The 15,491-nt window shown below is 34.3% G+C and carries 13 protein-coding genes; 8 read left to right on the forward strand and 5 right to left on the reverse strand.

All coding sequences use genetic code 11. The annotated features are described in order from the left end of the window. Positions 1–188: 188 nt before the first annotated feature. Positions 189–3,002, reverse strand: a complete 2,814-nt coding sequence (locus AC07N0_RS18825) for a TonB-dependent receptor (RefSeq protein ID WP_494590490.1) — start codon at positions 3,000–3,002, stop codon at positions 189–191. A gap of 301 nt (positions 3,003–3,303) precedes the next feature. On the opposite strand from AC07N0_RS18825, the gene AC07N0_RS18830 reads away from it, so the two are divergent. The 5 genes from AC07N0_RS18830 (at position 3,304) to AC07N0_RS18850 (ending at position 8,139) form a co-directional block, all read left to right on the forward strand. Continuing rightward, positions 3,304–4,530 (forward strand): alpha/beta hydrolase family protein, encoded by a 1,227-nt coding sequence (locus tag AC07N0_RS18830; protein WP_494590491.1) that lies wholly within the window; start codon positions 3,304–3,306, stop codon positions 4,528–4,530. 107 nt (positions 4,531–4,637) lie between these two features. Next, entirely contained in the window at positions 4,638–5,048 is a 411-nt protein-coding gene (locus tag AC07N0_RS18835) for a hypothetical protein (protein WP_492799211.1), read from the forward strand. Positions 5,049–5,165: 117 nt separating this feature from the next. Beyond that, on the forward strand, positions 5,166–6,053 hold the full coding sequence (locus AC07N0_RS18840) for a glycosyltransferase family 8 protein (protein WP_494590492.1): 888 nt from the start codon (positions 5,166–5,168) through the stop codon (positions 6,051–6,053). A gap of 380 nt (positions 6,054–6,433) precedes the next feature. Further along, positions 6,434–7,327, forward strand: a complete 894-nt coding sequence (locus AC07N0_RS18845) for a glycosyltransferase family 8 protein (RefSeq protein ID WP_494590493.1) — start codon at positions 6,434–6,436, stop codon at positions 7,325–7,327. A gap of 38 nt (positions 7,328–7,365) precedes the next feature. After that, entirely contained in the window at positions 7,366–8,139 is a 774-nt protein-coding gene (locus AC07N0_RS18850; protein ID WP_492799208.1) for a glycosyltransferase, read from the forward strand. A 146-nt stretch (positions 8,140–8,285) separates the two neighbouring features. Here the strand turns inward: AC07N0_RS18850 and AC07N0_RS18855 are convergent, their stop codons facing one another. After that, the gene (locus tag AC07N0_RS18855) at positions 8,286–9,197 is read right to left on the reverse strand and encodes a histone deacetylase family protein (RefSeq protein ID WP_494590494.1); all 912 of its coding nucleotides are present in this window, start codon (positions 9,195–9,197) and stop codon (positions 8,286–8,288) included. 66 nt (positions 9,198–9,263) lie between these two features. Then, complete coding sequence (locus AC07N0_RS18860; protein WP_494590495.1) at positions 9,264–10,157, reverse strand: LysR family transcriptional regulator; 894 nt, start codon at positions 10,155–10,157, stop codon at positions 9,264–9,266. A gap of 96 nt (positions 10,158–10,253) precedes the next feature. Between AC07N0_RS18860 and AC07N0_RS18865 the strand changes: the two genes are divergently transcribed. Further along, positions 10,254–10,850, forward strand: a complete 597-nt coding sequence (locus AC07N0_RS18865) for an NAD(P)H-dependent oxidoreductase (protein WP_494590496.1) — start codon at positions 10,254–10,256, stop codon at positions 10,848–10,850. Positions 10,851–10,862: 12 nt separating this feature from the next. Further along, positions 10,863–11,153 (forward strand): putative quinol monooxygenase, encoded by a 291-nt coding sequence (locus AC07N0_RS18870; protein ID WP_492799204.1) that lies wholly within the window; start codon positions 10,863–10,865, stop codon positions 11,151–11,153. Between the two features lie 116 nt (positions 11,154–11,269). Here the strand turns inward: AC07N0_RS18870 and AC07N0_RS18875 are convergent, their stop codons facing one another. Continuing rightward, on the reverse strand, positions 11,270–13,240 hold the full coding sequence (locus AC07N0_RS18875; RefSeq protein WP_494590497.1) for a thioredoxin domain-containing protein: 1,971 nt from the start codon (positions 13,238–13,240) through the stop codon (positions 11,270–11,272). Continuing rightward, the gene (locus AC07N0_RS18880) at positions 13,237–14,859 is read right to left on the reverse strand and encodes a T9SS type A sorting domain-containing protein (protein WP_494590498.1); all 1,623 of its coding nucleotides are present in this window, start codon (positions 14,857–14,859) and stop codon (positions 13,237–13,239) included. The genes AC07N0_RS18875 and AC07N0_RS18880 overlap by 4 nt, the downstream gene beginning before the upstream one ends. Before the next feature lie 115 nt (positions 14,860–14,974). Between AC07N0_RS18880 and AC07N0_RS18885 the strand changes: the two genes are divergently transcribed. Further along, positions 14,975–15,415 (forward strand): hypothetical protein, encoded by a 441-nt coding sequence (locus AC07N0_RS18885; protein WP_494590499.1) that lies wholly within the window; start codon positions 14,975–14,977, stop codon positions 15,413–15,415. The last annotated feature ends 76 nt before the right edge of the window (positions 15,416–15,491 follow it).

Below are 15,491 nucleotides of genomic sequence, written 5' to 3' on the forward strand. Positions count from 1 at the left end.
GTGAGTTGTGAGTTGTGAGTTGTGAGTTGTGAGTTGTGAGTTGTGAGTTGTGAGTTGTGAGTTGTGAGTTGTGAGTTAAGGAAAATTAGAATCTTGTATAGATAGTTCCTTAAAAATTCATATTTTTCGAAAAAACCTAAAAAAATTTAATCACTCAATCGCTAACTCACTAACTCACAATTAAACACCTAACTCTTCCAGTATTTCTTCAAATTATAGCTAAACGTAAGCATAAAGAATTGTTGCAGAACATTCGATTGTGCATCTTCAATATACGTCGTTGTAATATTTCTTTGGATACTTGTGTTCAATTTCAATAAATCAAATACAGACAAGCGAATTTCGCCTTGTTGCTTTTCGAATAATTTCTTCGCTACAGCCATGTTCCAGAGGGTATAAGACTGATTAAACGATGAAGAAAGTCCAGAGTTTGAATAATAAGTAGCATCTGTATTAAATACAAGACCTTTCCAGAAAATAACATTCAAACGTACTTTCAAGTTTTGATTAAAATAATTATTATTCAAACTTGAAGAAACTGTATTCTGAACATAGCTAATATTTGAATTTGACGAAATCGTAAAGTCAACATTTGGACTAATATTACTACTCACTACCAAGCCGAAGGCATATCGCTGAGAATCGCTATAATTTAAAACATTATTGATTAAACCCGGTGTACGCGATAAACTAGCGGTAAGGTTGGTATTAATGTTTAATTTAATAGCCTTCACTGGGAAACCATAAGACATAAACCCTCTTAAAGAATACTGACCATCTAAATTGACTGGTCGTGATAATTGAGAACCTGCTTTCAATATAATGTCTCTACTGATTACGGTATCTCTGGCTGCAATAAAGCTACTGTTAGTAATATTTCCCATCACAAAATTAGCACTCATCAAAGTAACAAAGTTTGAGAAAGTAGTTGGGCTAGTTGCTGTATAACGCAATGAAAGTTGGTGTTGATATTCCTGCGTAAGGGCTGAATTACCTGTTGACAATTTCAATGGGTTGTTATTATTTACTACCTCTTGCAATTGGCTAATACTTGGCTGTTGCGTTTGTGTCTGGTAATTAAAACGGATAGATTTAGCATTGCCACTAATATTATAACGCATCGAGAATGAAGGCAAAATATTATTAAAGCTTTTATCTAGGTTATACACTTTAGGGAATATTTGCTCATTCATTAAATGGGCATTTTGATAACGTACTTCTGCTGAAATATTCATCGTTCTTGAAAACTGACGAAACCCTGTTCCAATTTTATAATTGTAATAGTCACTATTGAAAACGTTACTCAAAAGTGTATCTAAACGACTATACGTTTGCTCTGCATCCGAGAAATTGTAAGCATATTTTTCAGATTGGTTTTCGTTATATCCAAAACTTGTACTCAAGAAAACAGCACTTTGTTTACTGATAGGTTCTGAATAATACAAACTTGACGATAATCCAAAACCATTAGCATCAGTATGAGAACGCTGATTTAGAATTCTGGCTGATGGATTAGTACCATAAAAATTATTAACTGATCTCAATGAACCGTCAGCGTTTCTATCATTATACGTAGTAGTAACATTGAAAGTCAAAGAACGACCCATTTTGGCAAATCGGTGTCTAAATAAAATGTTATTTGAGAAATTGATAGCATGATTATTACTAGCATTTTTATTAGTAACATCATTCAATTTAGTAGTATTAAAATTGGTTACCCCATCATACCCAGAGTTAGCATCAGTAGTCTGAAAACTTAGGTTGGGAGTCATCACCAATGAATTGTTATCATCTATTTTATATTCTAATCTAAAATAGGCACGATGGTTCAAACTGTTTGAACTTGAACTACTGTTTTCGCTGTAGGTTTGTCCTGTATTTGAACTTTGAATATACTGTTGGTAGGTTTTCTCAACAATTGAATTACTCGCTTGATTTAAGAAATAACTTCCTTGCAACTTTAGTTTGGTTCCCCATTCGTTAGAATAATTCAGACCAAAGGCATTTGTTGAATTATAACCGGGCTGATTATTGACTAAGAAATTACCAGAATTATCACCGCCGCCGCCAGCACCTCCACCGCCACCACGGTTTCCACCTCCGCCACCACCACCGCCTCTACGCGATTGTGCGCTTCCACTCGCTACTCCAATAAGGTCTTCAGAAGAAAAGTTTTGTTGATTAATATTGTTTGATTGAAATAAAAGCGTCAGACGACTATTTCCTTTGAATCTATTGATACTTGATGTTACTCTATAGGTATCATTCGTTCCGACACCCGCCGCATTACGTCCAAAAACACCATTTCTCATGTCGGGACGCGTAGTGATATTAACTGTTTTTGTAGTATTACCATCATCCAAACCTGTCAATTGTGACTGCTCGCTCAATTGATCAAATACCTGAATTTTATCAATTACTTCAGCCGGAATATTTTTCATGGCTGCTGTAGCATCTTTTCCAAAGAAAAGCTTTCCATCAATCATTACCTGCTTTACTTCTTCCCCTTGAATTTGCATCTTGCCATTTTCAACAACAGCCCCCGGAAGTTTTTCAATCAATTCGTCGGCATTGGCATCTGGGTTTACCTTATAGGCTCTAGCATTAAATTGTAACGTATCTTTTTTCTGAATGACAGCAGCTACCTGTCCCACTACCTGTACTTCATTCAAGGTTTGGCTATCTTCAATCAAAAACATGGTTGCTAATGGAATGGTCGCTTCATCGGCAACCGTAACGGCTTGTCTGTATTCTTTATATCCTAGAAAACTTACTCGAACAGAGTAGTTCCCTGTTCCCACCTGTGTGAATTGAAACTTACCAGCTTCATCCGTAGGCACTGTTCTTTTTTTGGTAGAATCTGCAAGGTTAACAAGCGAGACATAAGCACTTTTAAGTATTTTCTGTGTCGCCATCTCTCTGATTTCACCGTTGATGGTCGTCTGAGCAGAGAGTTTTGAACAAAATAGGACTAGGGCTAAGAGAATAATTATTTTTTTCATAGCAAAAATTTGATTTTTATTTTAACACAAATTAGAAAAACCGTTATCTAAGCAATCAGTTTTGAGACAAGCACGAATAATTGTGCGACTTATCTGGAATTAATTTCTTTTGTGGTAACTTTGATTTCCATAGTTCATGTTAACCTTAGATAATTCATATAAAACGCTTAGATTAGCGTAAATGGTAATGGTTTAATCATAAATTTTATTTTTTTTAGTTTCACCAAATAAATTGCCTAAACTAATCTTTGTTGCTTAAATAATATTTTATTTTCTTCGTTATAAACCATAAAAAAGAACAATGAAAAAACCTCAACACAATAAGATAGTATTATACTTCCTGTTTTTTTGCTTTAATATTTGGATTTCAAGCTGTAAAAGTGATGATACTCCTACGCCAGACCCTACTCCGAGCAATCAGTATTTAGTTGGTAGTACGCTTATTGGTTCTTATTCAAAAGATGTGTTAAAAACCAGAACAGAAGTATTAACTGGTGGTGTGAACGACCCAATCGTTGCGATTTTCATCAATGGTTTATTGAAATATGATATTAAGGCTTATAAAATTGTTTATAAAACAAAGAATACAGATGGAACCGAAATTCAGGCGTCGGGTGCACTGATTGTTCCCCAGACTACCGAAGCCATTCCTTTAATTAGCCAACAACACGGCACTATTCGTTCAGATAACGACGCTCCTTCTAATTATGGTACAAGTAGTGAATCATATTCTATCGCCTCTTTGTTTGCTTCAAACGGCTATATCATAGCTTGTCCTGATTATATTGGCTATGGAACCTCTAAAAGCATTACCCATCCATACGAGCATCGTGAAAGCTTAGCACAAGCTAGCTTAGACATGATTCGTGCTTCAAAAGAATTTATTACCAATGAAAAATTAAATTGGAGTAAGAAATTAATGATTACAGGATATTCTCAAGGTGGTTTTGCGACGATGTCTTTACAAAAGAAAATAGAAGAGCAATATCCTACAGAATTTAATCTAGTAGCATCTTCTTGTGGGGCTGGGGCATACAACAAAACAGCCTTTATGAAGTATTTAATTAACGAAACCACTCATGGTATTTCGACATACAATCAGCTTTATATTTGGGTAGTTCAAACGTATAACCGTATCTACGGATTGAATAGGGCTATGAATACCTATTTCAAAGAGCCTTATGCGACAGATATTCAGAATAATGGCAACAATGCGAATGTATCTGTTAGCTTCAATTTGACTTTTGCAGATGCCTTCAAGAAAAATGTGAATGATGGAACGGATACTCAGTTCTTGAATGCGGTAAAAGATAATGATGTTTTTGATTGGGCTCCTAAAACAGAAACTCAGCTTTATCATGGCGATGCCGACCAGCAAGTATTCTATCTGAATGCTACTACAGCTTATGCTGCCATGAAAGCAAAAGGTGGCAATGTGACATTGATAACCAAAGCAGGTGGTACTCATGGTTCTACTTTGCAGGATTATGCGCTAGGAACATTTAACTTTTTTAATGGTAAAAAGTAAATTATTTCAAAATGGTTTTTTACTTCTAAGTAAAAATCGCCATACTATTGAAAATTTCAATAATTGTTTATAATTTTATCAAAACCATTAAAATCCATTAACAATCAATGCAACTTTCGCTAATTTCTGAAATGCCCGAATTGGAGAAGAAAATCTTCTTGGACATTTATGCTAAGGTGTATTTTGATACTCGCCGTAACCGACCGAGGTTAAAAACCATTGATGGACAAGCCATTCCTTGCGACCTAAAAATTGGTTGCCCTACAAAAATAATTTCAGATTTTCCTGAAGGTACAATCTATAAATTGGATGCTCGACTGATACAAAAAAATGGGCGTCAGCCTTATTTCTTAACCATTAATAAGAAGAAAGTACAGCGTGCAATCGAGTTTTTTGAACATAATTTGCAAATTCAAAAGGGACTGAAAGCTGAATGCAAGACGAAAAAGGTGACCTTTGAAAAGGTAAAAAAAGAGAAAAAAAACGGCCCTTTCAAAGACGATATTTCTATTTTTTAAAACAAAAGGTTGATTAAAGGTTTTAATCAACCTTTTGTTTTAAAAGTAATTAATATAACCAAAAACAAACGTTTATTAAAAACCTAAACCCTACAACTAAATATAATTTTTGACAGTATGAAACAAAACAAGCCTATAACAATAGTAGTGGCAAGCGATAATCATTTTGCTGTATTGATTGCTGCTTTATTGAAATCTATTGACTTAAACCATAAAACGGACGAACATATAAATTTTTATATTATTGAAGACAACATTTCTGCTGAATCCAAAAGTCAACTTGAAAAAATAGTCAATCCAGAAAGATTATCCATTAAATGGGTTAAAAGTAGAGAAATTGTTCCTCATAATGTGTTTTTTCCTGTCGATAGCTCCAGCTTTCCCATCAGTATTTTCTTTCGTTTGTTTGCTCCATATATCATTGATGAAACGCTTGAAAAATTAATTTATTTAGATGTAGATATTATCGTTCAAGATGATATTTCTACATTATGGAATATTCCTTTGAATGAACACACTATTGGTGCCGTACAGGATTATTCTAAAACTGTTGACTGCGAATGGGCGGGCATACCTAACTACGCAGAACTAGGTTTAACCCCTGATACCAAGTATTTTAATTCAGGCGTATTATTGATTAATCCCAAAAAGTGGAGAGAGGAAGACATTACCAATAAAGTAATTGCCATATTAATCAAATACAAGAAATACGTAAGAATGGCTGACCAATATGGTTTGAATGTTGTGTTTGCCAATAAATGGCTAGAATTAGATGCCAAATGGAATTGGTTCGCTCTTTACAAAGATGAAGCTCCTTCACTCATTCATTTTGTTGAAATAAAACCTATTTTTTTGAATTACAAATTTAATCCAACCTTCAAAGATGAGTTTTACAGGTATTTATCGCTGACTCCTTGGAAGAATTTCAAGCCCATCAGTGGCAATTGGAGATTACTAAGAAAAGTACAGAATAAACTCAAAAAGATTGTGCTTAAATTTATATAAGAATGAAAAAAATGTTAAAACTATAATTAACTTCAATAGTTTATTGTATAAGTATTTTTTTCTCCATTAACATTAGAAAAACGGCAATTCTCAAAAGTTACCGTTTTTATTTTTTAAATTATTCATTAAAGAACGGATAAAGAAAGTTTTTATAATTGTATCAAAGTAAATTGTATTATGTGTATTTTTTTTTTAGATTGTATGAAAGTATGGTATAAAATATGCTATACAATAAAAGACCTGAATTTTTAATTATCTTTAGAGGGATTAGTCTATTGGTTCAATACCTTTTTAATTCTAATAGCTTAAATATTTAATTTTAAAATTAGCATCATTGTATATATAACACAGCTTACAAAAACCAAAATATTTATAATATTATGTCAAATTCTATTGAAAAGAAACCAATAACCATTGTGGTGGCAAGTGATAATCATTTTGCCATTTTGATTGCAGCTTTGCTAAAGTCGATAGATCTAAATCACAAAACTGACGAGCATATTGATTTCTATATCATTGATGACGGTATTTCTGCTAAAGCAAAAAGCAGACTTGAAACCATAGCTGATCCTTCAAGAATTACACTGAAATGGTTTAAGAGCAAAGAAATCATTCCAGCAGACATAGTAATACCTGTAGATACTACGTCTATGCCCCTCACTACCTTCTTACGTATTTTCGCCCCTTATATTATTGACCCTGAACTAGATAAATTGATTTATTTAGATGTAGATATTATTTTACAAGATGATATTTCAAAATTCTGGAATATTTCTTTAGGCGACTATACAGTTGGTGCTGTTCAAGATTATTCTAAAACTGTCGATTGCCAATGGGCAGGGATTCCGAACTATAAAGAATTAGGACTGGCACCCGACACAAAATATTTCAATGCAGGTGTTTTGTTAATGAACCCAAAAAAATGGCGTGAAGAAAAATTAACGAACAAAGTAATTAGTGCTTTGGTAGATTATAAAGAGCATGTTCAGATGGGTGACCAGTATGGATTAAACGTGGTATTGGCAAACAAATGGATGGAACTTGACCCAAAATGGAATTGGTTTGCTTTATATGAAGATGAAAAACCTCACTTAGTTCACTTTGTTGAGATTAAACCAATTTTCTCTAATTATCACTTTAAAGAAGTTTATAAACAAGAGTTTTTCAGGTATCTAGCGATGACCCCTTGGAAAAACTTCAAACCGCTTAGTGGCAAGTGGAGAATGTTTAGAAAGCTGGTTAACAAAGTAAAAAAAGCTTTGCTAAGATTATAATTGGATACTTACTTTGAATATTTTAAATCATTTACCTAATGAGAAAATTTGACGGAGTAACATTATTAGTTACCCATTATAATAGAAGCAGTTCATTAGAACGCCTTTTGAAAAGCTTTCAGGATTTAGATTGTGTTTTTGAAGACATTGTGGTTTCTGATGATGGCAGTAAAGAAGAACATCAAGCATATTTAAGAAAAATACAACCTGAATATTCTTTTAGGCTTATTACAACACCCAAAAACAAAGGGCTAGGGAATAACCTTAACAAAGGACAGGATGCGGTAGTAACACCCTATACTTTGTATGTTCAAGAGGATTTTGTGCCGACAGCTATTTTCCCTACTCATTTTGAGGATGCACTCAGATTTATGAATGAGGACAAGAGTTTAGACATGGTTCGTTTTTATGCTTATATACAATATCCTTATCTTAAATACTTCGATAAAGGTTATTCAGAAATGCTTTATAAGCCTTGGTACACAGATTATCATAAGATATATTATTATAGCGACCATCCACATTTGAGAAGAAGTAATTATTTTGAAAAATTTGGACGATATGCAGAAGGTATAAAAGGAGACCGTACGGAATATAGAATGTGTTTGGCCTTTATCCAAAACAAAGGGAAAGCTCTATTCTTTAATGAATATAAATCACTTTTTGACCAAGTGAATTCTGCTGATGAACCAACAACGATGTCAAGGGGAAGCTGGACCACTAGCGAAAATCCTGTGATACAATTAGTAAGATATTTTTATAGACAAACTAGGTATAACTATGATTTGTTGTTTACTAAGTATAAGTATTGAGTGATTTAGTGAATGTGTGACTTAGTGATTAAGACATCCAAAAACTATCCTTTGAGATAATTTGGTTTAATTTTGACCTGTTACTTAGCTATTTTTATATAATATAAATCCGCTCTATTGGGGCGGATTTTTCATTATATGCTCTATTATACACCTTCAAAAAACATCTTTTGAGCAAGTCTAAAGGTATTACAATGTGCATCGACGATATCAATAATTTTAGGAGAATATCCTCCGCCCATCGATACAACAATGGGTAATTGATTGTTGATAGCTTGTTCAAACACAAATTCATCCCTACGATAACAGCCCTCTTTCGTTATACTCAGTTTACCCAACTTATCGGTTGCTAATATATCAACGCCTGAAATATAAAACAGGAAATCTGGCTTTTGATGCTTAATTAACGCTGGTAAAGTTTGATACAAAACACTTAAATATTGTTCATCTTTTGTATAAGTTTCAAGACCAATGTCTAAATCAGATTTTTCTTTATGCAAGGGATAATTTTCTTGTCCATGCATCGAAAATGTAAAAACATTTGTTTGCTCATGAAAAATTTCGGCTGTTCCATTGCCTTGATGAACGTCTAAATCAATGATTAATATTTTTGTAGCCAGCCCCTTATCTATTAAATAATTGGAAGCTACAGCCACATCATTTAATAAACAAAAGCCCTCGCCTTTATCAGAATAGGCATGATGCGTCCCTCCTGCTACGTTCATGGCAATACCATTTGCTAAAGCAAAATGGCAACAGTCTATTGTTCCTTGTGTAATGATGGTTTCCCTGCATACAAGTTCTTCTGATAACGGAAAACCTATTTTACGTATCATTTTAGGGTCAAGCCGAAGATACTTTAAATCTTCCCAATATTGTTTGGAGTGTGTGCGAACAATCCATTGTTCATCTACAGGTATTGGTTCAAAAAAATTATCTTTATCACAAGTACCTTCATATAATAATTGCTCAGGAATAAGTTCATATTTCAACATCGGAAAACGATGTCCTTCGGGAAGCGGGTGTTGATAGATGGGTGAATAAGCTATTTTTAACATACACTTTAACATAATACAATCATTGGTTGTGATACCTCTTTCAGTTACAGGGCAAATTAGTCAATATCACATTTTGCTTGCTATACTTTTCTTAATCAATGCTATTTCTTTTTCATACACTGTTTTTTTACGATGGGCAAAATATAGTGTATTAATTAGCTTTGATTTGCCTTCCCAAATTAGCTTGATATTGCCTTTATCAAGTTCCTTTTGACAAAGAAAACTAGGAATAATAGCCAAGCCTTGTCCCTGCGCTAAACAGCGAACGATAGAGTTTAAATTCGGAACAATATAATTAGGGCGGAAATCGGGATACTTATTAAAATTCAATTGCCAGAAATGCCTTAAATGTTCCATATCGCCTGTAGTGCCATACCATTTCTGGGTTTTAAGCCATGCTTCTAATACTTCACAGTCATTCGTAGAGAGTATTTCTTGGAACTCCTCTACATCAATTCCATTGCCTCCTACCATCACTATATTTTCAGAAGAAAATGGATAATATTCAATGCCTTCTTTTTCTAACACTTGTGGGGTAACAATCAAATCGATAATTCCCTTTTCTAGGTTTTCTATCATCAAAGGGTATTCACCAAATTGTAAAATGATGTTAAAAGGAAAACTTGGTATAAATTCTTCTAAAGAAGCCTGAAAAGTTTCAAAACACATTCCCAAACTAATGGTTGGTGTATGTTTTTCAGTACTTCTTTGAAAGTTTTTCTCTGCCTCTTCTAGTTTACTCAGGGCTTGAACTGTAAAATTATAAAGTACTTTCCCCCTTTCAGTCGGAATCATCTTTCTGCCTGTTCTGTCAAAAAGCTTATAGCCCACATAGGTCTCCAGTGAACTCAAATGCAAACTTACTCCTGGCTGAGAAATAAATAATTGCTCGGCTGCTTTTGTAAGCGTCCCTGTTTGATACACTACTTTAAAAGTTCGATACCATTCTAAATTAACCATTTTACTATTATAATTATGATAGATTACTATAAATCATGTTATTTTTATAATACAATTACTCGCTATACTTTTGTTCCATTAATAATAAAAGAAAAGATGACAACAAAAGTTTTTATAATAAATGGCGGACAAAAGTTCGGTCATTCTGGGGGAAGATTCAATGAAACTATTTTCCAAGAGAGTATCAGTTTTTTCAAACAACATCCTGATTTTGAAATCAAAACTACTAATATTAACGAAGAATACAACCCTTCTGAGGAGGTAGAAAAGTATGTTTGGGCAGATGTAGTTATTTATCACACGCCAATCTGGTGGTTTCAATTACCGCATGATTTGAAAAAATATATTGATGTGGTTTTTACGGAAGGTTATAACAAAGGAATTTATCGCAGTGATGGGCGTTCGTCTGCTAATCCAACCATCAATTACGGAACAGGCGGTACACTTCATGGAAGAAAATATATGTTAACGACGTCATGGAATGCACCAAAAGAAGCATTTACACTGCCTAATGAATTTTTCATGGAAAGAAGTGTAGATGATGGACCACTGTTTGGCTTTCATAGAATGAATGCTTTTACAGGAATGACTCCCCTTGATAGTATTCATTTTCACGATGTGGAGAAAAATAGTAATATTGTAAGAGATATGAGTCTTTATCAAGACCATCTCCGTAAAATTTTCTTAAACTAACATTTTTCTCTGATGAATATTTATCTCACGGCCATTGTCAACAGTAAACCAGAACATGTTGAAAAAGTAAAAGCCATTTTAGAAGCATTAGTAGTTGAATCTCGCAAAGAACCAGCGTGCATTCAATACGATTTGCACCAGTCTATTGCGGCTTCAAACATTTTTACTTTTCATGAAATATGGGAAAGCATTAGCGGATTGGATAATCATAATCAGCAACCATATATTGCGAGTTTTGTGGCTCAATTTGATGAATTATTAGAACAACCAGTAACGGTTTATCAGGCACTGAAAATAGCATAGAACATATTTTTTCCTATTAGGGGGTGACTTAAGTCACCCCCTAATAGGAAAAAATAAAATTTAATAACCTCATTTACAGCACATTAAACTCTTTAAGTGTTTTTTATTTTTCATTATTAAACAATCTGTTCCCAAGCCTCTTCAACTGTCTTTACTGGTAATTGACAAGTTTTGTCATAACAAACAAAGATTAGCGTTTCTCCCTCCTTTGTTGTTCTATGTTGTAATAAAGGTAACTGACTTTCTGTAGCAGTTCCTGATAATACCTTATTAGGGAAAAATTGTTGGTCTATTTGTTTTCTAAAAGTCAGAAAATCATCTCCTACAATGGCTATTTCTGGTGTTTTAGACACCATTTGCGTAGAAAAACAAGCCCAATTAGTCAAATAATCTACATTTTTCAATAACAGATTTTTCATTTTGGAGAGCATCAATTTTGATAATAACCCGAAGTCTTCTCTTTCCAGAATCAGTCCTAAAGTATATAGATTTCTTGCCATTATTGAATTGGAACTTGGTACTACATTATCAAAAATTTCTTTTTTGCGTGCTATCAACTCTTCTGCATTTTTATCTGTAAAGAAAAACAATTCATCCTCCTCATCCCAGAAATTTTCATAGGCATACAGCGTCAGTTTCTCAGCATAATGCAACCAGTTTTCTTCAAAAGTAGCCTGATATAAATTCAAATAAGCATCAATCAACGTAGCATAATCTTCCAAGAAACCCATAATCTTGGTTTCTCCGTTTTTGTAGCTATGCATCAATTGTTCGCCAACAATAAATTTATCTTTGATAAAATTAGCATTTTGAATCGCTAGCGTTAAAAAGCTCTCGTCACCAAACGCCCTGTAGGCATCGATTAATCCTTTTAACATTAAACTATTCCATGAACAAAGTATTTTATCATCCAATCCGGGGCGAATACGAGTATTTCTTACGGCATTAAGCTTTGCTATCTGTTCTTTAAAATCTCCATTTAAACTAGGCTGGTCTTTCCACAAAATATTCACGCCATGCTCCCAGTTCCCTGCCTGCGTCACTTGGTATTGTTGGCAAAAAGCCTCAGCTTCTTTCCCTAAAACTTCCTCAATTGCTGGTTTAGTCCATACATAATATTTCCCCTCTACTCCTTCCGAATCGGCATCTAACGCTGAATAAAACCCGCCTTCTTCATTGGTCATTTCACGAGTTAACCATTCGATGGTTTCATAGACAACTTCTTTATACAAAGCTGTTCCTGTCAAAGAGTAAGCTTCTGAATATAAACTCACTAATTGCCCATTATCATACAACATCTTTTCAAAATGAGGACAAAACCATTCACCATCTACAGAATACCGAGCAAACCCGCCTCCTAATTGATCATAAATTCCCCCCATAGCCATTCTATTAAGGGTAAGTTGAACATGATTTAGGATAGCTTGGTCATTAGTTTCATGCACATACCTCAATAAAAAAGCCCAAATAGAGGGCATTGGAAATTTGGGACTTCTTTCAAACCCACCCCACATATCATCAAAAGTATTCGACAGTTTTTCTGCCATTACTTTTAAATCATCTTTAGTAAATATCTCACTCTCGGGCATCAATCCATATTTTTCAGAATCTTTGAATAACATATTCTGAGTAAAACCTTCTGCCGACTTTTGCAATTCGTCTTGGCTATTTTTAAAACCCGTATCTACTGCTTGCAACAATTTCAACCAATTGGGCTTAGGAAAGTAGGTTCCTCCATAAAAAGGTTTGCCATCTGGCATTAAAAAGACATTCAATGGCCAACCTCCATGTACGCCCATTGCCTGTACGGCATCCATATACACCGCATCAACATCAGGACGCTCTTCTCTATCTACTTTTATATTGACGAAATAGCGGTTCATTACCTCCGCTACTTCTTCTTTTTCAAAACATTCATGCTCCATCACATGGCACCAATGGCAAGCAGAATAGCCAATACTTACCAAAATAGGCTTATTTTCTGCTTTCGCCTTATCAAGTGCTTCTTTTCCCCAAGGAAACCAATCCACAGGGTTCTGAGCGTGTTGTAATAGATATGGCGATGTTTCTTTTGCTAACCTGTTCATTGATTAATAATAATTTTTTTGATAATACTTTTCTCTCCTTCTACATATTTCAATATATAAGTCCCCGAAGGTTGCTTTAAGTCAAATTCCTTTTTCCTTGAAATATAACTTGAGGCTGGAGTATAGTTCTCTGAATACACTTCCCTTCCCAAGGCATCGAAAATTTTAAAATCGCCTTTTAGATAACCTTCTCCATAATATTCAAAGGTATATTTACCATTGCTTGGGTTTGGATAAAGCACATAGTTGTTTTGTAAATCTGGCAAGGTAAACTTGCACAGAAATGTTTCTTTGCCTTTTAATGTGATTTTTTGCGACCAATCTCCATAATGGACATTAAACTCTGTGGTAGCTCCATCACTTGCAAATTCGTTAATGGCAGCAATCAAAATTTCATTCCCTTTTACCACTCCCCTCCAAACGGCATCTTGGTCTTTAAAATGGTCATAAGCCGTTTTAGGAATTACTAAACGGTAGTTACCCGTAAAAAAGTCTTTGAATTGAGATAGTCTGTATAATCCATAAATGTAAGATTCATAAATTGAGTAATTGACATTATCGGGCGTAGACGGCCCTTCCCAAAGCCAAAGCCCTTTAGCTCCTGAAAAAAAGGGAAAAATCCCTTGTGCCTCTGCTAAATATTTCTTGATACTGACATTAAAACCATACGTAGAGCTTGGCTGACATTTGTTATAAGTAAGCCATTGAAACAACATTACGTCTTTACTACTTCGAGCGACGTTGGCTTCAATTTGAAATAATTGATAAGCGATGTTTGGATAAGGCAATGAGCTATATTCATAACAAAAATAAGCCGACGGTGCTAAAAAGGTATTTTGCTGATAGAACTTCCCTCCCGTCTGGCTGATAATTGTATCTTTCATATAATAATTCAACACCTTGTCACTCGTCAGCCATTCTTGCCAAGTATAATTTAGGGGAAATTCTGTGTTTTTTATCGGAGCATCTGAGTAAGAAGCAAAATTCGTTGTGGAAGGAATGCTATTTTGCTGAAGGTAAGTTATTGGCTCAGCATAAAGCTTTGACAAATCGCGTTTATAGCGTTCAGTAAAATCGATATCAGATAAAGCACGGTATTGAGCAGGAACACTTTGGTTAGTTTTTAAGCTACGGATGCCTGCATCAGTAGGAATCTCCCTTTCTATATCCAACATCAGAATATCTAAATTGGGCATTGCTTTTCCTTGGGTATCAGTAAAAAGCCCTGCCATTCCCTTCATATCGTCAGTCCATTTTTGCTTGTATTTGGTTAAATCGTTTGCCCAAGGACTTTCTATTTCATACCAAGGCTGACCTGCCAAACTGGCTACGCCACCCCACAGAATTGCCCTATTTTGTTGTGGTAAATTAACATCTGCTGCCGTAAAATTAGCCAAATGTGTAAAGCCGTGTTTCAAAGGAAGGCGATTGGCATCTTTGAATCTAGGTCCATTATACACAATTTTAAATGGCAATGAAAACTCGGGAAACTGTCCCCAATTAATTACACCATTCTGAGTAGATGGCGTATACTGAAAACTAGGTTGGCAGTCGGATTGAGCAAAAGCTAATCGACCAAACAGTAAACAGAATAATGTAATAAAATCCCTTTTTTGCACGTTTGTTTAATGTATTTTAATAGTGTTCAAAGTATAACTTCTGGCAATTTCGGAAGAAAACCTTTAACTTTGCTAAAGAAAAATTCGATTCTTGAATTTTTAAACTCCCAACAACATGAAACTAAAGAATTTCCTCTTATTAAGCCTTTTTGCATTTGTTACTTTTGCTTGCTCTGATAATAATGTAAACCCTACTGAATCCAAAGTTACTGTTATCCAGTCATCTGAATGGCAAATTGACCGTTTTACTACTACTGATGGTGCTGTGGTTGACCCTACATTGTTTGGAGGGAATTCAAAACTAATTGGAGAACTTACGTATGTTTTTGATAAAACCTATACTGTGCGTTCATATGACAAAATTTCTAAACAAGCACAGGCTTATGGAACTTGGGAATTAATCCAGAGTGATACAAAGCTAAAAATCAATATCCAAGGGTTAGATGGCACTTTTGATGTTGTTTCACTTACTAAGCAAAAAATGATTTTAAGAAATAATATTGTTTATGCAGGAGTAACAGTAGCAATTAATATGGAATTCATTCCTTTTAAATAAGATTTTTTCTATCCCGTAAGTATTTTTCTATGCAAAAACCTTACGGGATTTTTTATTGTCTTTTCTCAAGACATCC

It is taken from the genome of Arcicella sp. GW821-FHT09D11, from assembly GCF_059416265.1.